The organism is Microbispora sp. H13382 (assembly GCF_014161445.1).
GTDB lineage: Bacteria > Actinomycetota > Actinomycetes > Streptosporangiales > Streptosporangiaceae > Microbispora.
On the sequence record NZ_JABBXA010000011.1, the window covers coordinates 229,845 to 245,288 of the forward strand.

15 protein-coding genes are annotated in these 15,444 nt (G+C 69.9%); 5 read left to right on the forward strand and 10 right to left on the reverse strand.

Going from position 1 to position 15,444, the window contains the following annotated elements; translation table 11 throughout:
• The first annotated feature begins 372 nt into the window (after nt 1–372).
• A complete protein-coding gene (locus HHX41_RS22955) occupies nt 373–666 on the forward strand; it encodes a DUF4190 domain-containing protein (RefSeq protein ID WP_182907670.1) in 294 nt (97 codons plus the stop codon).
• A 13-nt stretch (nt 667–679) separates the two neighbouring features.
• On the opposite strand, the gene HHX41_RS22960 is transcribed toward HHX41_RS22955, so the two are convergent.
• On the reverse strand, nt 680–1,120 hold the full coding sequence (locus HHX41_RS22960; protein ID WP_182907671.1) for a sterol carrier family protein: 441 nt from the start codon (nt 1,118–1,120) through the stop codon (nt 680–682).
• 92 nt (nt 1,121–1,212) lie between these two features.
• On the reverse strand, nt 1,213–2,637 hold the full coding sequence (locus tag HHX41_RS22965) for an MFS transporter (protein WP_182907672.1): 1,425 nt from the start codon (nt 2,635–2,637) through the stop codon (nt 1,213–1,215).
• A 109-nt stretch (nt 2,638–2,746) separates the two neighbouring features.
• Between HHX41_RS22965 and HHX41_RS22970 the strand changes: the two genes are divergently transcribed.
• Nucleotides 2,747–3,442, forward strand: coding sequence for a TetR family transcriptional regulator (locus tag HHX41_RS22970; protein ID WP_169981821.1), 696 nt, complete (start codon nt 2,747–2,749; stop codon nt 3,440–3,442).
• Here HHX41_RS22970 and HHX41_RS22975 read toward each other — a convergent pair.
• Nucleotides 3,349–4,800, reverse strand: a complete 1,452-nt coding sequence (locus tag HHX41_RS22975) for an MFS transporter (protein WP_182907673.1) — start codon at nt 4,798–4,800, stop codon at nt 3,349–3,351. The genes HHX41_RS22970 and HHX41_RS22975 overlap by 94 nt on opposite strands.
• A 238-nt stretch (nt 4,801–5,038) precedes the next feature.
• Here HHX41_RS22975 and HHX41_RS41920 point away from each other — a divergent pair, with 238 nt between their 5' ends.
• Both HHX41_RS41920 and HHX41_RS22985 read left to right on the forward strand, forming a co-directional pair.
• Nucleotides 5,039–5,845 (forward strand): collagen-like protein, encoded by an 807-nt coding sequence (locus tag HHX41_RS41920; RefSeq protein ID WP_220504340.1) that lies wholly within the window; start codon nt 5,039–5,041, stop codon nt 5,843–5,845.
• Nucleotides 5,846–6,046: 201 nt separating this feature from the next.
• A complete protein-coding gene (locus HHX41_RS22985; RefSeq protein ID WP_220504341.1) occupies nt 6,047–6,961 on the forward strand; it encodes a collagen-like protein in 915 nt (304 codons plus the stop codon).
• Between the two features lie 253 nt (nt 6,962–7,214).
• Here HHX41_RS22985 and HHX41_RS22990 read toward each other — a convergent pair whose 3' ends face one another.
• Genes HHX41_RS22990 through HHX41_RS23000 form a run of 3 tightly spaced genes read right to left on the reverse strand, consistent with a single transcriptional unit; the run spans nt 7,215 to nt 9,113 of the window.
• Complete coding sequence (locus HHX41_RS22990; RefSeq protein WP_182907674.1) at nt 7,215–7,547, reverse strand: helix-turn-helix domain-containing protein; 333 nt, start codon at nt 7,545–7,547, stop codon at nt 7,215–7,217.
• Nucleotides 7,544–7,918, reverse strand: coding sequence for a type II toxin-antitoxin system RelE/ParE family toxin (locus tag HHX41_RS22995; RefSeq protein ID WP_182907675.1), 375 nt, complete (start codon nt 7,916–7,918; stop codon nt 7,544–7,546). Before HHX41_RS22995 ends, HHX41_RS22990 begins: the two co-directional genes overlap by 4 nt.
• A gap of 25 nt (nt 7,919–7,943) precedes the next feature.
• Complete coding sequence (locus tag HHX41_RS23000; RefSeq protein ID WP_182907676.1) at nt 7,944–9,113, reverse strand: CdaR family transcriptional regulator; 1,170 nt, start codon at nt 9,111–9,113, stop codon at nt 7,944–7,946.
• Nucleotides 9,114–9,221: 108 nt separating this feature from the next.
• On the opposite strand from HHX41_RS23000, the gene HHX41_RS23005 reads away from it, so the two are divergent.
• The gene (locus HHX41_RS23005) at nt 9,222–11,330 is read left to right on the forward strand and encodes a M6 family metalloprotease domain-containing protein (RefSeq protein WP_310742128.1); all 2,109 of its coding nucleotides are present in this window, start codon (nt 9,222–9,224) and stop codon (nt 11,328–11,330) included.
• 68 nt (nt 11,331–11,398) lie between these two features.
• Here HHX41_RS23005 and purL read toward each other — a convergent pair whose 3' ends face one another.
• The 4 genes from purL to purS form a co-directional block, all read right to left on the reverse strand.
• On the reverse strand, nt 11,399–13,657 hold the full coding sequence (gene purL, locus HHX41_RS23010) for a phosphoribosylformylglycinamidine synthase subunit PurL (protein ID WP_169981827.1): 2,259 nt from the start codon (nt 13,655–13,657) through the stop codon (nt 11,399–11,401).
• Nucleotides 13,654–14,337, reverse strand: coding sequence for a phosphoribosylformylglycinamidine synthase subunit PurQ (gene purQ, locus HHX41_RS23015; RefSeq protein WP_169981828.1), 684 nt, complete (start codon nt 14,335–14,337; stop codon nt 13,654–13,656). Before purQ ends, purL begins: the two co-directional genes overlap by 4 nt.
• 169 nt (nt 14,338–14,506) lie before the next feature.
• Complete coding sequence (locus tag HHX41_RS23020) at nt 14,507–14,932, reverse strand: ATP-binding protein (RefSeq protein ID WP_310742131.1); 426 nt, start codon at nt 14,930–14,932, stop codon at nt 14,507–14,509.
• 198 nt (nt 14,933–15,130) lie between these two features.
• Entirely contained in the window at nt 15,131–15,376 is a 246-nt protein-coding gene (purS, locus tag HHX41_RS23025; RefSeq protein ID WP_169981830.1) for a phosphoribosylformylglycinamidine synthase subunit PurS, read from the reverse strand.
• Nucleotides 15,377–15,444 lie beyond the last annotated feature (68 nt).

A 15,444-nucleotide genomic window follows, 5' to 3' on the forward strand; every position in this document is an offset into this window, starting at 1 on the left:
CGGGCAGGCCCCAGAATCGGTACGGGAGGGATCATCGTGGCGACACCCCACGACCCCGGGCAGCCGCGGGAGCCGTACGGCCCGGAGGGGCGGGAGCCGTCGGCGGGGATGCCCGAAGGACCCGGCGAACCCCGGCGGCCCCATGAGCCTCCGGCCCCCGGGACGCCCGGCCAGGGCCCGTCCGGAGGGACGTGGAGCGGACCCGGAGGCCCGCCCTACGGACAGCCGCCGTATGGGGAGCCTCCCTCCGGACAACCGCCATATGGGCAGCCGCCGTACGGGGGGCCGCTGCCGCCGCCTCCGGCGCCGGGCGGACCTCCCGGTGGGCCCTGGGGGCCCCAGCCGGGCGGCGGGCTCGGGACCGCCGCGCTGGTGCTCGGGATCTGCTCGCTCGTCCTGCTGCTGGTCTGCGGCGTCGGCACGCTCGTGGCGGTCGTCGGACTCGTCCTCGGCATCGTGGCGATCGTGCGGAACTCCAACAGGCGCAGGGCGGTCGGCGGGCTGGTGCTGAGCGGGCTGACGCTGGTGCTCGCCCTGGTCATCGGGGTGATTTTCTACACCTGGTTCCAGACCAGGCATGTCGGCGAGTGCTTCGACCGCCGGCTCTATCCCACCCAGGAGGACGCGCAGCGCTGCGTGGAGGACCGGCTCGCCGGGCCGCGATAACCCGGGGCGGAGGTCACCAGAGAGGCAGCAGCGCGGACAGGTCGGCCCGGGAGCCGCTGGCCGAGATCTTCCCGGCGTCGGTGGCGCCGGTCCAGGACAACCGGCCCGTGGCCAGTTCGAGCCAGGTGCGGGGGTCGGTCTCGATGACGTTGGGCGGGGTGCCCCGGGTGTGCCGGGGCCCTTCCACGCACTGCACGGCGGCGTACGGCGGGATTCGCACCTCCACCGACCGGCCCGGCGCCCGCGCGGCCAGCTCGTCCAGCAGGTGCCGCACGGCGACTCGGGCGGCGGTCCTGACCGGCGTGAGCCCGGCCTCGTAGGCGTCGAGCACGGCCAGCACGCACGCGTTCCCCGCCGCGCTCCCGGGGCCGTCGAACGGCGGCCGTCCGAGATCGGCGAGCTGGGCGTCGAGCGCCTCTCTGATCTTCCCCGGGTCGAGTCTGCGTACCGGCACCGGCCCATTGTCCAGGATTCCGCCTCCGCTCGATTTCGCTGCGGCTCGGCCGTTCCCCGTACGGCTCCGCACGCGCGGAGCCGTACGGGGACTCAGGCGACGGGTTCGGGCACGGCGGGCTCCGCGGGCTCGGCGACGGCGGCGGCGGCCCGGGTGCGGCGCAGGGAGTAGAGGCTGACCGGGACGCCGACCAGCACGATCGCCGCCGCGATCAGCAGCGTGAACCGGTAGGCCTCCAGGAAGGCGTGCAGCGGGGCGCCGCCGACCGCGCTCTGCCTGGCGCTCAGGATCGCGCCCAGGATCGTGATGCCGAGCAGGCCGAAGACCTCGCGGGAGACGTTGAGCACGCCCGAGGCCACACCGGCCCTCGCGGGTGGCATCGCATTGAGCACCACGTTCGTCAGCGGGACGAGCAGGCCGGCGCCCGCGCCGTACAGCAGGAACCAGGGGAGCAGGTCGCCGTAGTGGGAGCCCTCGCCCGCGCTCGACAGCCCGCCGATGGCGACCGCCATCAGGCCGAGCCCGGCGGCGACCGTGCCCGCGCTGCCGAAGCGCTCGGCGATCCGCGGCGAGACGCTCGCGATCACCGCCATGAGCAGCGCCATAGGCACGAAGCCCGCGCCCGCCTCTGTCGGGGAGAACCCGAGCGCGCTCTGCAGATAGAGCGCGGTGAAGAAGTAGATGCCGAAGACGCCGAACGACCACAGGCCCATCGACAGCAGGCCGCCGCTGAAGACCCGCGCTCGGAACAGGCTGAGGTCGATCATCGGCTGCGCCGTACGGGACTCGACGACCAGGAACGCGACGGCGGCCACCGCGAAGGCCGCGAACGCCCCGAGGATCGGCGCCGAGGTCCACCCCCGCGACTCGCCCTCGATGAGCGCGTAGGTGAGGGCGAACAGCGCCACGGCGGAGGTGGCCAGGCCGGGCAGATCGAGGGACCCCCGCCCGGACGCGGTCCGCTCGACCCTGATCGCACGCAGGCCGATCGCGGCCGCGACCACGCCGATCGGCAGGTTGATCAGGAAGATCCAGCCCCAGTCGGCGTTCTCGCTGAGGAACCCGCCGGTGAGCGGGCCGATCGCGAGGGCCAGGGCGCCGACCGCGCTCCAGATGCCGACGGCCGTCGCCCGCTCGCGCGGATCGGGGAAGATCCGCGGCAGCAGGGCCAGCGTCGACGGCGTCACCAGCGCGGCGCCGAGCCCCTGCACCGCCCGCGCCGCGATCAGCGTCTCCTGGCTCCCGGCGAGACCCGCCGCGACCGACGCGAGCGTGAAGACCGTCAGGCCCGTGAAGAACGCGGTCCGGGGGCCGAAGACGTCCGCCAGGCGTCCGCCCGCGAGCAGCAGGCCCGCGAACACCAGGATGTACGCGCTCACGATCCACTCCAGCCCGGAGATCGTCAGCGCCAGGTCCCGCTGGATCGTCGGCAGGGCCACGTTGACCACGTTGTTGTCCAGGTAGGTCATGAAAGTCGCGAGCGAAACCGCGACCAGCGCCCACCACCGTCCGGACATGTGTCCTCCTCTTATACGAGGTACATGTACGACGTACATGTACGGTGCACAGGAGACCTTGTACGGCGTATAGTTGTCAAGTGCCGAGGAGGTAGGGAGGCTGCGGACCATGGCGAACGCGGAGCGGCTGAGCCGCCTGAGTCTGGTCGAGAAGGCCGTTGAGCTGGCCGACGCCGAGAGCCTGGAGTCGGTCACGGTGCGGCGGCTCGCCCAGGAGCTCGGGGTGACGCCGATGGCTCTCTACTGGCACGTCAAGAACAAGGACCAGTTGCTCGTCTGCGTCGCCGACCATCTGCTCGCCGAGGTCGCCGCCGAGTTCGACCCGGCCGCGCCGTGGAACGCGCGGCTGCGGGTGATGGTCGAGGCGCTGATCGGAGTGATGCGGCGGCACCGGTACATGCCGGGGCTGTTCGCGATGGTCGAGAAGCAGGATCTGCCGAGCTTCAGCCGCGCGACCGACACCGCGCTCGACCTGCTCTCCCAGGCCGGTTTCACGTTGAGCGAGGGCTACGCCGTCTCCACCTACCTGCTGCACGGGGCCATGGCCCTGGTGGACAACGAGCCCGGCTGCCCCGGCGCGTTCACGGCCGAGCAGGCGGCGGAGTTGCGCCGCCAGAAGCGGCTGGCCCTGGAACGGCTCCCGGCCGACGAGTTCCCCCGCATCGTCGAGTACGCCAGGACGATGGAGCAGGAGCCCGACCTCGACGCCTACTACGCGTTCGGCCTGGATCTCCTGATGTCCGGGGTCGAGGCCATGGCCGCGAAGAGGACGCCGAGCAGCGCGACGCAGAACAACACGAGGTAGGTGGTGTGGAACCCGGCCATGAGCTGTCGCAGCGCGTCGGGGGACACCCGTGACAGCGTCCCGGCGTAGACCTGGTCCCGCAGCGCCGGCGCGACCGAGGCGGTCAGCACGGTCAGCGTCGTCGCCACGCTGAGCACGACGCCGACGTTCATGACCATCAGCCGGAAGCCGTTCACCACTCCCCGGCTCTCCTCGGGCAGCGCGCCCATGACCTGCGTCGTGTTGCCGGTGAGGAAGGCGCCGCTGCCGCACCCGCACACGAAGAGCCCGATGCCGATCACCCAGTACGGCGTGGCCGGGCCGGCCGCGAGCGTGAGGACGAGCAGCCCCGACGCCGTGAGCGCGCACCCTCCCACCGACAGCGCGTACGGGCTCACCCTGCGGCCCAGCGCGCCCGCCAGAGGAGAGGCGAGGGTCATGCCCACGGGGACCGGCAGCACGGCGACGCCGGCGGCCAGCGCGTCGGCCCCGCGCGCGGCCTGGAAGTAGAGCCCGGCGAGCAGGATCAGCGACGACCGCGCCAGCGCGTTGGCGAACGACGCCAGGTTGGCGCACAGCAGCATGCGCCCGCCGAACAACGTGAGGTTGAGCACCGGGTTGCGCGCCCTGCGCTCCACCGCGAACAGCGCGGGGACGAGCGCGGCGGCGGCCACACCGGGCAACGGCTCGCCCTGGCTGATCGCGACCAGTACGGCCGACAGTGCGGCGAACACGAGCAGATTGCCCAGCACGTCCACCGACTGCCGGGGACCGGTCGGGACCTTCCGCAGCACGGCCGCGCCCCAGGCGAGCGCGACCACCCCCGCCGGGACGTTGATCCAGAAGATCCACCGCCAGCCGAGCGTGTCCGCGATCAGGCCGCCGAGGGTCGGCCCGGCGAGCTGGGCCACCGAGAGCGTGGCCATGTAGACGCCCATCCCCTGGCTGAGCCTGTCGGGCGGGAAGGCGGCGGTGACGATCACCGTGCCGTTGGCCAGGATCATGGCCGCACCGAGTCCCTGGACGGCCCGCAGGACGATGAGGACGCCGACGTCGGGCGCGATCCCGGCGAGCAGCGACGCGCCGGTGAAGAGGGCGAAACCGACGAGGTAGACCTCCCGCCTGCCGAGCAGGTCCGCGACGCGCCCGAAGAACACCAGTGTCGCGGTGCTGATCAGCAGGTGCGCGAGCAGGATCCAGCTCGACGCCAGCGGCCCGGCCTCGAAATGCCGGACGACCGAGGGGAGGGCGACGTTCAGCGTGCTGGAACTGAGCCCGATGAGCACGAGACCGAGCCCGGTGACGGAGCAGACCCTCCAGGCGTACCGGAGGGCGTTCGCATGCTCGGCAGAGCCGGGTTCTGGGGGGTTGTCGGCCATGCCGTCGATTCTGGCGTGCGCCGTACGTCTCAATTGTCCCGGATCCACTCACCGGACAGATGCGCCGCTGAAGGCTGCCCTGCCATAGAAAGGGGTTTTTTGACCATCCGTGCTTACTGATAGCGGAGATGCATATACGTGATGTTTAACGTGACAACCCCTATATCCGACGGCGCGTGTATCACGTGCATCACTTCTGTTTTCCGCGCACTTCATGTGCTTCAGAAAGGGAAGTTCCGTGGCTATCAAGTTGCCGGGCGGACGCACCATCGGCCTGATGACGGCTGGTGCTCTGGCTGGGTCGGTCCTGGTTCTGGGTGGCGCGGCCACCGCTTCGTCGGCGAGTGACGCCGTGTTCTACGCGTGTGTGAACAAGAGCACGCGGTACATGCGCCTGGTGAACGCGACCACCACGTGCAAGACGACCGAGACCAAGGTGTCGTGGAACAAGACCGGCCCGCAGGGTCCGGTGGGGATCGGCGGCACCGGTCCGCAGGGTCCCGCCGGTCCGCAGGGTTTGCGTGGTCCTCAGGGCATGCGCGGCCCGCAGGGCCTGAAGGGTGCCACCGGCCCGCAGGGTCCCGCCGGTCCGCAGGGTCCCCAGGGCGCCAAGGGAGCCGACGGCGCCAAGGGCGACACCGGCCCGCAGGGTCCCGCCGGCCCCGCGGGTCCGCGCGGGCCGGAGGGCCCGAAGGGCGACTCGGGCGTCGGCGGCATCTCCTACAAGGAGGCGGAGTTCAACTTCGGCTTGAAGAACAACACCGTGAAGCTGAGCTGTGGCAGCGGTTACGCCACGGGAGGCGGTTACCGCGGCACGAGCATCATCGGCGAGGTCCTCACCAACGGCCCGATCATCGAGGGCGGCAAGCCGACCGGCTGGGAGATCAAGGGATCGATCGGCACCAAGGGCACCGCGTACGTGATCTGCGCCACCGTCGGCGGTGGCGGCAACGCCGCCTCCCAGTCCGGCGAGGACGAGAAGAAGGCCGAGGACAAGACGCCGGCCCTCCAGTCGAGGACTCCCAGCCCCACCAGCGGCAACTGAAGACGATGAGAGGTGGTGGAGTCCGTGGGGGCTCCACCACGCCCGCGTCCCGGCTCGATTTCTTGACCGCTCGGACTCACCGGTAGCGAAGATGCGCATACGTGATGTTTGGCGCGACAACCGGCATAACTCCTGGCGCGTGTATCACATGCACAACTTGCGTTTTCCGCGCACTTCGTGCGCTTCAGAAAGGGAAGTTCCGTGGCTATCAAGTTGCCGGGCGGACGCACCATCGGCCTGATGACGGCTGGTGCTCTGGCTGGGTCGGTCCTGGTTCTGGGTGGCGCGGCCACCGCTTCGTCGGCGAGTGACGCCGTGTTCTACGCGTGTGTGAACAAGAGCACGCGGTACATGCGCCTGGTGAACGCGACCACCACGTGCAAGACGACCGAGACCAAGGTGTCGTGGAACAAGACCGGCCCGCAGGGTCCGGTGGGCATCGGCGGCACCGGTCCGCAGGGTCCCGCGGGTCCGCAGGGTCTGCGTGGTCCTCAGGGCATGCGCGGCCCGCAGGGTCCGCAGGGCCCGAAGGGTGACACCGGAGCCAAGGGCGACAAGGGCGACACCGGACCGCAGGGTCCCGCCGGCCCCGCGGGTCCGCGCGGGCCGGAGGGCCCGAAGGGCGACACTGGTGCTACCGGTCCCAAGGGGGACAAGGGCGACACCGGTCCCAAGGGCGACACCGGTCTGAAGGGCGCCCAGGGCGACCGTGGTCCCGCCGGTCCCGCCGGTCCTGCCGGTGCCAAGGGCGACACCGGTCCTCGCGGCCTGCCCGGTGAGGACGGCAAAAGCGCCTGCGAGATCTGGAACAAGGGCGCCTGCAACGCCAAGGACGAGGCCGACTTCCTGAAGTGGCTCAAGGGCCAGGGTGACTCCGGCGGCGGTGCCGCCACCCTGAGCTCGCGGATGGCGAGCGCGTTCATCTCGGGGAACAGCGGATCCGTCTCCTGCGCGGCGGGTGAGACGGTCACCGGCGGCGGCTACAAGGTCGGCTCGAGCAAGACCGTCACGGGCAGCTACATGAGCGGCAACGGCTGGAAGGTCGAGCTGACGGGCAACGGCGGTAGCGGCGGCGACAACGGCCTCGTCTACGCCATCTGCACCAAGATCTCGTAAGAGCGTGCCGGTGGAGCCCCTAGGGCTCCGCGCGCGTGCCGCCCATGCTTGCCGTACGCGATGAGGCGTTGGCGTACGGCGACTGCGAAGGCCCTTCCGGAGGGGTTACCGGAAGGGCCTTCGTCGGCTCTCCGGCCGAATATCCGGAGCTACCGGCCCCGAGCGGCAGCAGGCGATGCTTGCTGAGTTATGCGATTAGTAAGGCGTTCGCTGTCCAAGCGGCACCGCGAGACAGGGTGGTGATCGGGGAACCTCAGGCGACCTTCACCGAGTGATCTCCGAAGTCGGCCACCACGTCAAGCCTTCCTCCCAGTGCCACCACGTAGGAACGGAGCGTGTCGAGTCCGCCGATCTGGCCATGCTCGATTTGCGAGACTCGTGCCTGGCTCACGCCCATCCGTTCCGCGAGAAGCTTCTGTGACACTCCCAGGCGCTTGCGCATCTCCGCCAGTTGAGCCCCGCGCAACTCGGTCCGTAGTTGCTCGCGGCTGGCCTCCCGGGCGGCGACCCGTTCCGGCGAGTCCCAGTTGGGATCGATCTCCCGAATGCGGGCCTTGGTGTCGGACCACTTCACGAACTCGCTCATCCCAGTTCCTCCTTCTCTTCGGCACGGTATGTGGCATAGCGTGCTTCCGCCAGGGGGATCGCCGTTCGGTACCAGCGGTTCCATTCTCCTGACTTGTCCCCGGCGACCAGCACGATCGCCTCCCTGGCGGGATCGAAGACGAACAGCAGGCGAATCTCACTATTACCGGGTATACGAGGGCGGAGTTCCTTCAAGTTGTGTAGGACGCGCGAGTGGTGGATCCGATCGACCAGAGGGCGGCCGAGCTTCGGGCCCTGTAGGGCGAGTTCGTCCAGCGCCTCTTCGATCTTCTCCGCCACGGGCGGGTCGTTCTTGCATAGATCGAGGAACCAGGCATGCACTTCGGCGTGCAGTGTGATTTCCCAGGCCATGCTGGCAATATAATACATCCTTATATCACTGGCCGGTGCTTTCGGTGTCCACGGGGAGGGTGGAGGGGCGGTAGCGACCGGAGAGGCGGGCGAGTTTGAGGCTGAGATGCAGGCTCAGCCGTTCTCCTCCGTCCCTGAGGTCGGTCTCCGCCAGTTCCTCCACCCGCCGCAGCCGGTAGTAGAGCGACGTGCGGTGCAGGCGGAGCCTGCGGGAGACGGCCTGGGCGTTGCCGGCGAGGTCGAGGTAGATCTCCAGAGTTTCCAGCAGCGGCCGGTGCTGGGCCTCGTCCAGCAGCCGTGCCAGCCCCGGGTGGAGGTTGCCGTGCGGCATTCCGGACAGCATGCGGTAGACGCCGAGGCGGCCCCACTCGGCCGAGCGCCCGAACTCCGGCACCTTCGCGGCGATCTCGGCGGCGTGCAAGGCCTCCTCGTACGACTCGGCCGCGAGGGAGAGCGAGGGGCGTGGCGAGCCGATCCCGACCAGGACGGGCGTCCCGAGGGCGGCGTGCATCTCCTCGGGGAAGGCGCCGGTGCCCGCGGTGAGCAGGACGGCGTGGTCGTAGCGCACCAGGTGAAGAGGATGATGCCTGATCAGGCGCCGCCGCAGGGCCAGCAGCCCGCGTTCCAGCGTCAGCCGCAGGGTCTCGCCGGCCTCGCCGGCGGTGGGCCGGGCGACCGCCACGGTCACGGGCGCGCCGTGCGGAAACGCGCCCGCCCCGATCAGGGTCCTGTCGGCGTCGGGCTCGCGGAGCAGCAGTCCGGTGACGGCCTCCAGTTCGCGGCGCGAGGCGAGTTCGGAGGCCAGGCTCTCGTGGAACAGGGTCAGGGCCAGGGTGGGCGCCGTCTCCGCCGCGACCGCGATCTCCGGCTCGGTCATGGCCGGGGCCGCGTCGATGAACCAGAGGAAGCCGAGCGGCAGGCCGTCGTGCCGTACGGGAACGCAGACGCGCGGCAGCAGGCCCAGTTCCGGTGCGCCGGGCGTGCGCAGCGGCCCGGTCGCCTCGTGGATGCCCGCCGTGCGCAGGAAGTCGCGCACGTCGGGAGTGGTGTGGCGGCGCAGGATCGACTGGCGGCGGACGTCGTCCATCGGCCCGTCCTGCTCGCTGTAGGCGACGACGCGCTGGCGGCCGTCCTCGAGCAGCAGGGGTCTTTCGAGCCGAAGGGCGAGGTCGTCCACGATTCGCTGCAGATCCACCACTCGGCCTCCACCTGGACGCTTCGACATCTGTAGGAGAAGGGCCCGTTGGTCTTCCCTACAAGTGACCGATGATCTGCGTCAATAGTCTCTATAGCGTCATAATTCGTGAAACTCTCAAAAACGCTGTTCCCGGGCATAGTGGCAGCCATTGCGCTCGCCCCGCTCGCGCTTACGGCGGCTCCCGCCTCCGCGGCCCCCGGCGGAGACCCCGATCTCCCCTGGCGTCGTGACCACTGGCCCCAGACCCAGCCCTGGCAGCGCGACCAGCCGGACGAGGCGCAGAACCTGCGCGGCCGCGCGTCCCGGGTCGTCGCGCCGATCGACCCGCAGAACTGGAAGAACCCCGACCACATGACGTGGGCGGACTACAAGAAGATCCCGGGCACCGACTGGGCGAACCCCGCCGTGAAGGGGTCGACGCGCACCTTCAAGGGCGCGCTTGTGCTGGTGGACTATCCCAACCAGCCGTTCGTGGTCACCCAGCCGCGGAACTCGACCGTCTTCGGCAACCCCAGCGCCGAGGCCCACGACATCCCCCGTGGCCAGGTCGCCAAGTTCTACCAGGACTTCCTCAACACCCCCAACCAGCTCAACAAGGGCCACACCCTGCACGAGTACTGGATGGAGGACTCCGGCGGCAGGTACGGCGTCGACCTCACCGCCTTCGGCCCCTACACCATGCCGGGCAAGTCGCACGAGTACGCGATGGAGTACCAGCGTGACGCCTGCCCGGCGGGGGACACCTGCACCAAGAACCTGCGCGCGGACGGCAAGGCCGCCTGGCTCGCCGACGTCGGCCAGGACGTCACCTCCCAGTTCGACTTCGTCTTCTATCTGAGCGCCGGTCAGGACGAGTCGTCGACCTGGCAGGAGTTCGGCATGATGAAGTTCCCCACCAAGGAGGACGTCACCGACGACTTCGGGCCGCCGGACCCGAACCTGCCCAACTGGTCCAGGACCCGCTACGTGGACTGGACGTCCTGGGCCGCCGGCTCGACGTTCTGGCCCAACGCGAACATCGGCGTCGACTCCGTTCAGGCCGAGAGCTCCGGCCAGGGGGTCTTCGCCCATGAGTTCAGCCACATCCTGGGCGTCCTGGACAACTACAACAACCCGTACGGCAACCCGCCGGTCCGGGCCTACACCGGCATCTGGGAGATGCTCAGCCGCGGCAGCTTCAACGGCCCCGGCGGCCCGCACAGCCGCTGGCTGATCCCGCCCACGGCGGGCGCGTCGATGGGCGCTCAGCACATGCTGCGCAACAAGATCAAGCTGGGCATCGTCGACGAGGAGAACGTCCTGCGCCTGTCGCGCGAGGCGCTCCGCGACTCCGGCCTGGTGGTCGCCAAGGTGACCGCACGCGAGATCCAGCCGGGCAAGGGCCGGCTGACCGGCGTCAACGTCTCCTTCGACACCGGCGACAAGTCCACCGGGTCGTGCAGCCAGCGGACCGACCCGCTCTGCGACGGCGGCGGCTACGACAACTACACAGTGGAGGTCGTCGACCGGATCGGCAGCGACTCCTTCACCCCCGACTCCGGCGTGCTCCTGGCCAAGACCAAGAACCAGGACCGGGCGCCGTTCGAGTGGGTGATCGACGCCAATCCGCAGGACATCAACATGACCGACTACGTGCTGCCCGACGGCACCAAGGTCCCGATCACGATCGGCGACTACCGGCAGCTCGCCGACGCCCTCTTCCACGCGGGCACCGACTCGGGCAGCCAGTACGAGTACGTGGACCAGGTCAACCGCCTGCACTTCTACGTCACAGACGTGCAGCGCGACGCCAAGGGGACCCTGTCGTACACGGTGGCGATCAGGTCCCTCGACGGCGCGGGCCCGCAGAAGCGCGGCGTGAAGCTGCTGCCGGGCGCCGGCGTCCCCGCCGCCCAGAAGGGCGTGTCGATGTGCGGCTTCCCGCTGTTCAACACCGGCAAGGGCGCCTCAGCTCAGGGGCAACACCCCGAGGACGTCAGCGCGTACCTGAACAGTGACGTCTACCGGCTGAAGGCCGAGGTCGATGGGAACGGCTGGACCACGATCACGCCCAACGCCCTCGCGGCCGTCGACTTCGGCGGCAAGGAGACCGTCACCGTCTTCGCCCAGCAGTCCGCGGGCGGCAGCCGTCACGCCACGGTGAAGCTCACGGCTACCTCCGAAAGCGACCCGTCCAAGACGATGACCGCCACCTGCCACGTCAACGCCGTCTGACGCCATACAAAAGGCGAGCGGGCCCTTCCGGACGGTCCGTCCGGAAGGGCCCTTTCACTCAATCGGAATCAGCCGAAGACGCGCGGGAGCGCGGACGAGTGGACCTCGCGAAGCTCCTCGACCGGGACGTCGAGGACGCCTTCGACCGTGAGCGCGGAGCCGCCGGTGAGGCCAAGCCCGGAGCACGGAACCTCGTGGCGGGCGCACAGGTCGGCGAGGGCCTCGAACGCCTCGGGCCGCACGCACACCAGCGCCCGCGCGGCCGACTCGCTGAACAACTCGACGAAGGCGTCCTCACCCGGCAGGGTCACCGTGCAGCCGACGCCCTGGGCCAGGCACGCCTCGGCCAGGGCGACGGCGAGACCGCCGTCGGACAGGTCGTGCGAGCCCTCCAGCAGCCCGCGGGCCGCCGCCTCGGTCAGCACCGCCGCCAGGCCACGCTCGGCCTCCAGGTCCGCCTGCGGCGGCAGGCCGCCCAGGTGGCCGTGGACGACGTGCGCCCACTCCGACCCGCCGAACTCCTCGCGGGTCTCGCCCAGCAGGAGGACGCGCAGGCCGGCGGCCGTGAAGCCGGACCTGACCCGCTGCGCCACGTCGTCGATCACGCCGAGCACGCCGACCACCGGCGTCGGGTTGATCGCGGTCGAGCCCGTCTGGTTGTAGAACGACACGTTGCCACCGGTCACCGGGACGCCGAGGGTCCGGCAGGCGTCGGCGAGCCCGCGCACGGCCTCGGAGAACTGCCACATGACCTCGGGGTCCTCGGGCGAGCCGAAGTTGAGGCAGTTGGTGACGGCGAGCGGCTTCGCGCCGGTCACCGCCACGTTGCGGTACGCCTCCGCAAGCGCGAGCTGGGCTCCCGTGTACGGATCGAGCTTCGCGTAGCGGCCGTTGCCGTCGGTGGCGAGCGCGATCCCCCGTGTGGTCTCCTGGGCGCCCGGCATGACCTCGGAGATCCGCAGCATGCCGGCGTCGGCGGGCTGGGCGAGGACCGTGTTGCCCCGGACGTACCGGTCGTACTGGGAGGTCACCCATTCCTTGGACCCGAGGTTGGGCGAGCCGAGCAGGGTGAGCAGCGTCTCCCGCAGGTCCTCGGGCCGGGGCAGGCGCTCGGGACCGTCGGCGTTGAGCGCCGCCTGCCCGGCGGGCTCGTGGAACGGACGCTCGTAGACCGGGCCCTCGTCGGCGGCCGTGCCCGGCGGGATGTCGACGATCACCTCGCCGTCCCACGTCATGACGAGCCTGCCGGTGTCGGTGACCTCGCCGATCACGGTCGCCGGAACATCCCACTTGTCGCAGATCGCCATGAAGGCGGGGATGTCGTCGGGTGTGACGACCGCCATCATGCGCTCCTGCGACTCGCTCATGAGGATCTCCTCGGGCCGCAGCGTGGGATCGCGCAGCGGGACGAGGTTGAGGTCGACCTCCATGCCGCCGGTGCCCTTGGCGGCCAGCTCGGTCGTGGCGCAGGACACCCCGGCCGCGCCGAGGTCCTGGATGCCGACGACCACGTCCGCCTGGTACAGCTCCAGGCAGCACTCGATCAGCAGTTTCTCCATGAACGGGTCGCCCACCTGTACGGCGGGCCGCTTGGCCTGCGACTCGTCCTCGAAGGTGGCCGACGCCAGCACCGACGCGCCGCCGATGCCGTCCGCGCCGGTCCGCGCGCCGAACAGCACGACCTTGTTGCCAGGTCCGGGGGCGGTGGCCAGCTTGATCTGGTCCTTGCGCAGCAGGCCGACGCACAGGGCGTTGACCAGCGGGTTGCCGATGTAGCAGGGGTCGAAGGCGACCTCGCCGCCGATGTTGGGCAGGCCGAGGCAGTTGCCGTAGTGGCTGATGCCCTCGACGACCCCGGGCAGCACACGGCGCGTGTCGGGCTGGTCGGCCCCGCCGAAGCGCAGCGCGTCCATGACCGCGACCGGCCGGGCGCCCATCGACATGATGTCGCGCACGATGCCGCCGACGCCGGTCGCCGCGCCCTGGTGCGGCTCGACGTACGACGGGTGGTTGTGCGACTCGATCTTGAAGGTGGCGGCCCAGCCGTCGCCGATGTCGACCACGCCGGCGTTCTCGCCCATGCCGACGAGCAGCGCCTCCGACTTGGGCGCCTTGGTCCCGAACTGCCGCAGGTGCACCTTCGACGACTTGTAGGAGCAGTGCTCGCTCCACATCACCGAGTAGATGGCCAGCTCGGAGCTGGTCGGACGGCGCCCGAGGATCTCGCGTACGCGCTGGTACTCGTCGTCCTTCATGCCCAGCTCGGCGTACGGCTGGCGCTCGTCCGGCGTCTCCTGCGCCCGCCTCACGCTGTCGAGGGTGCTCACGCGTTCACCAGCCTCTTGAGAATCGAGGTGAAGAAGTGCCGGCCGTCCACGCTGGGCGCGCCGGTCAGGTCCTCGACTGCGTGCTCCGGGTGGGGCATGAGACCGACGATGTTCCCGGCCTCGTTGGTGATGCCCGCGATGTCGTTGAGCGAGCCGTTCGGGTTGCCGCCGGCGTAGCGGAAGACCACCCGGCCCTCGCTCTCCAGCGCCGCGAGCGTGTCGGCGTCGGCGACGTAACGGCCCTCGCCGTGCTTGATCGGCAGCACGATCTCCTGGCCGTCGGTGAAGTCCGTCGTCCACGCCGTACGCGTGCTCTCCACGCGGATGCGCTGGTCACGGCAGATGTAGTGGAGGCCCTCGTTGCGGGTCAGCGCGCCCGGCAGCAGGTGCGCCTCGCAGAGGATCTGGAAGCCGTTGCAGGTGCCGAGCACGGGCAGCCCGGCCTGGGCGGCCGGGATCAGCTCGGTCATGAGAGGGGAGAACCGGGAGATCGCCCCGCAGCGAAGATAGTCGCCGTAGGAGAACCCGCCGGGCAGGAAGACGGCGTCGACTCCCTTGAGGTCGTGGTCGGCGTGCCACAGGGGCACGGCCTCCGCTCCGGCCAGCCGTACGGCTCGCGCGGCGTCCTGGTCGTCGAGTGTTCCGGGGAAGGTGACGACGCCCACCCGGGCAGCGCTCATGACAGTTTTCCCTCCAAGGCGCACGCCACCGTCTCATGTGCCGGACGGCGGTCAGTGGCGGTACACCTCAGGGTATCGGAGCCGCCAAATGGGCTCCCCTCGCGGAGGCCACTACCGATCACTCGTCACACCGGGTCCCCGGGCCCGGCGCGGTGCGTCGCCGGGGCCCTCAGACCCCGGCGAGATGCCGATCGAGGGTGAGGTGATGGGCGATGGCGTCCTCGTCCCAGTCGAGCTCCTTGCACAGGCGCACAGTGGTGCCGCGCCCGGGCGTGATGTCGAACGAGAGATCGTCCACGACGGCACGCATGATCAGGATGCCCCGTCCGTTCTCGGTCTCCGCCGGCGGATACTGCCGGGGGATCATGTGCAGCCCCTCGCCTTCGTCGGCGACGCGCAACTCGCAGCGGCCGTTGCCGATGGTGGCCATGACCTCGTAGCGGTTGGCGGGACCACCGTGCCGTACCGCGTTGGCGCACGCCTCGGACGTAGCCAGGAGTATGTCGGACACGCACTCCTCGGTCACTCCCAGAGACCGGAGCGCGTCTCCCACCACCCGGCGGACCATCGGGATGCCGATCGCATCTCGTGGCATCGCCAGTGAGAACTCAATATCCACCGGACCCCTCCCCGGTGTCGAAGGTCACCAAGGTAGGCTTCCCCGATGAATCAGGGCTAACCGCAAAATCACGTCCCTGTTAATCAGGGCGTGGCGTATAGGTGGGTTCGAGAGGGACCGAAGCCCCATTTGGGGTTGATAAGCAGCGGCAATAGTGGTGTGAAATGCGCCACTTCACCTCTCGACGTGGATCGTGAAGTCCTCGATGACCGTGTTGGCGAGCAGGGTTTCGGCCATCTTTCGGACCTCCGAAAGCGCGGCCTCGTCGGCCGGGCCGTCCAGCTCCAGCTCGAACCGCTTGCCCTGCCGCACCCCGGCGACCCCGGAGAAGCCGAGTCGCGGCAGCGCCCGGGCGATCGCCTGGCCCTGCGGGTCGAGGATCTCCGGCTTGAGCATGACGTCGACGATGACGCGCGCCACGATGTTCCTCCAGTTCGAATAGGCCCGCCGGTATCGGGGGTCCGCCTGGGTCAAGCCTAGTGCCGCCC

Coding starts and splice junctions, on each gene's coding strand:
- HHX41_RS22965 (WP_182907672.1), bottom strand. CDS start 2,637: ATGTCCGGACGGTGGTGGGCGCTGGTCGCGGTTTCGCTCGCGACTTTC.
- HHX41_RS22970 (WP_169981821.1), top strand. CDS start 2,747: ATGGCGAACGCGGAGCGGCTGAGCCGCCTGAGTCTGGTCGAGAAGGCC.
- HHX41_RS22975 (WP_182907673.1), bottom strand. CDS start 4,800: ATGGCCGACAACCCCCCAGAACCCGGCTCTGCCGAGCATGCGAACGCC.
- HHX41_RS22990 (WP_182907674.1), bottom strand. CDS start 7,547: ATGAGCGAGTTCGTGAAGTGGTCCGACACCAAGGCCCGCATTCGGGAG.
- HHX41_RS22995 (WP_182907675.1), bottom strand. CDS start 7,918: ATGGCCTGGGAAATCACACTGCACGCCGAAGTGCATGCCTGGTTCCTC.
- purQ (WP_169981828.1), bottom strand. CDS start 14,337: ATGAGCGCTGCCCGGGTGGGCGTCGTCACCTTCCCCGGAACACTCGAC.
- HHX41_RS23020 (WP_310742131.1), bottom strand. CDS start 14,932: ATGCCACGAGATGCGATCGGCATCCCGATGGTCCGCCGGGTGGTGGGA.